The sequence below is a fragment of the Candidatus Ruminimicrobium bovinum genome, from assembly GCF_902760015.1.
Taxonomy (GTDB): Bacteria; Elusimicrobiota; Endomicrobiia; order Endomicrobiales; family Endomicrobiaceae; genus Ruminimicrobium; species Ruminimicrobium bovinum.
Window position 1 is genome coordinate 1 of record NZ_CACWEU010000256.1, and the last position, 2,169, is coordinate 2,169.

At 49.0% G+C, this 2,169-nt stretch carries 2 protein-coding genes; both read right to left on the minus strand.

The window, feature by feature from the left end; all coding sequences use genetic code 11:
• Positions 1 to 852 (minus strand): hypothetical protein (locus ACMUOV_RS08510; RefSeq protein WP_413854717.1); only part of this gene is annotated, 852 nt, incomplete at its 3' end.
• Positions 852 to 2,169 (minus strand): hypothetical protein (locus ACMUOV_RS08515; protein WP_413854718.1); only part of this gene is annotated, 1,318 nt, incomplete at its 5' end. The genes ACMUOV_RS08510 and ACMUOV_RS08515, both read right to left, overlap by 1 nt.

The window sequence follows — 2,169 nt, forward strand, 5'->3', positions numbered from 1 at the left end:
CCCTTGCTCGATGTGGTAGAGAAAGAGCTCAAGTTCAGTGGACCTAGTAGCATCCCCAGGATAGAACGACCCCTTAGCAGGAGCCAGCAAGCTCTTGCCAGTTGTCGTGTCGATCGTGTGGAGTTCAGCAACTACCTTGTTCTCAGGAGCTTCGCCCGTGAGATCCTCGTTCAGTATATCCTCCGAAGCGGAGGTGTTACCGAACATGTTCTCAAGGTTGACGTCCGTCTTGACATCGAGCTCAGCGAGCTTGTCAAGTATGAACTGTCCGAACTCACGAGTATACTGAGGACCTGTCTCCGTACGGAATTGATCCGAGTCGATAAGATCCTTGTAGAATGCCTGGTAGCTCACCTTGAGCGTAAGCTTAGTCTGAGTGTCGGCACTCTGATCCTTGACGCGAATCTTACGGATGATGGTTCCGTTGAACTTCCAGTCACCTATTCCAGATGGGCTATTCCAAAGGTAGTTAGCCTTGGCCATAGCGTCCTGGTCAACTTCTTCTATCATCCAGCCTTCATCCGCATCCTCGAACGCTTGGTTCGTAGAACGGAATGTAAGGTTGGTAGTAGCTAGCTGACCTTCGTCGTTATCCTGGTTACGAACGATGCTAAGCACCTCGACTGTTATGTCGGATGTGTCTGGATCTACTCCACCAGCTTTAGGTGCCCTAGCGAACGCAGGATAGGGGAACGAGATGACCTGAGTGTTTTCGGCACCAACATAGAAGTCAAGGATGTAAGTCTTCTTGAACTCGTGGTTGGAACCGAGGAGGTCATAAACGACGTTATGCCCACCTTCCTGAACGGTACGGTCAGAAGTCACAAGACCTGGTGTACTATAAGCATTCATTAAGACCTCCCAGTCAGTTGTTTAATGATGTCTTCGAGAGCTGCATTCCTGGCTAACAGTCTTTCCTTCTCAGCCTGAGCTTCCAGATACCTGATGTAGTAGTTCCTACCCAGTTCATCAGAGTTGAGGATATACGTGTCCTTGGAGACTATGCCCGGTTGACCGACAATATCCCCAGTTAGCCCAGCCAGTTTATCATCTGGGTCTTTAGGAATAAGGATTTCAACAGGAACGGTCTGTGTCACGTTTTCTGAGACCTCTATCTCCAAGTTGGTAGAGAAGAAACGACCCGAGTATTTATCAGCTCTATCCCTGTTGGAAACATCCTCACCGACGATGAACATCTCGATACCTTCCACTTCACTGTTCTGAGCGAAGTTGATGATATCAGCAGTTGTCAGACTTGCGACTGACTTGCTCTGGCTAGATGCCGTCTCGTATTTGAATGTACGGCCAACGAGGTTAAGCACATCCTCCGATGCGTAATTCTCACAGAAGATACGGCCAGTGCCGATGTTACCAGTCTGAGAAACTGGAGTGTAGTACTCGTGACCAGCAACTGGATGCTCTACTTTCTTGTATCTGTTGGACAGTTTGCGATAGAGAACAAGATTACCATCATCCAGTTCCTTAGGAGTCGGATGACGATACTCAGAAACCGTCTCGACTTCAACTTCCTCACGCTCAGTTCTAGTGGTCTCGAGCATATAGAGGGACAAAGACCTCGGTTCGTTGAAAGCTATGCGGATGAAGACATCGTCGCTAGCTTCGTACGCAGGCAAGCCTGCATCCACATCTGCCTGACTGAACTCCTTCTGTTCAAGATGAAGGATTCGTCCGCCGACAGGACAATCTGTCAGTCTGCGATACGCAACGGCAGGATCGTTAACGTTCTTGGTGAACACGTCATCCTTAAGAAGCTCGTAGTAACGACCCGAACCGTTGTAGACTGCATTAGCATCGACTTCCTGGGTGTACAGAGCTCTGTCTAGTACGGCAGGGTGTGTCTGAAGTGAGGACAGTGCAACCTGTGTATCATCTGTTGTTGTTCCGCTTACGATGGTCCTGATGCGGTTAACATCGATGATCTTCTTGCCAACGTATTCGGCTGCTTCCACGTTGTCACTAGGTATCTGGACTATCGTGGCGGGAAGTCTAGTTATCCTAAGCTTCTCATACTCGTCTGGGTTAAGGTACTTAGACCCAGTAGAGTAGAGTTTAATCTGCCTAGGCTTGATGCCATAAGCAGTCATCCTCTCACGGATAGCAAGAAGCATCGGATCCAACTTCGCAGGATCGTCGAAGTAACCGAGACGA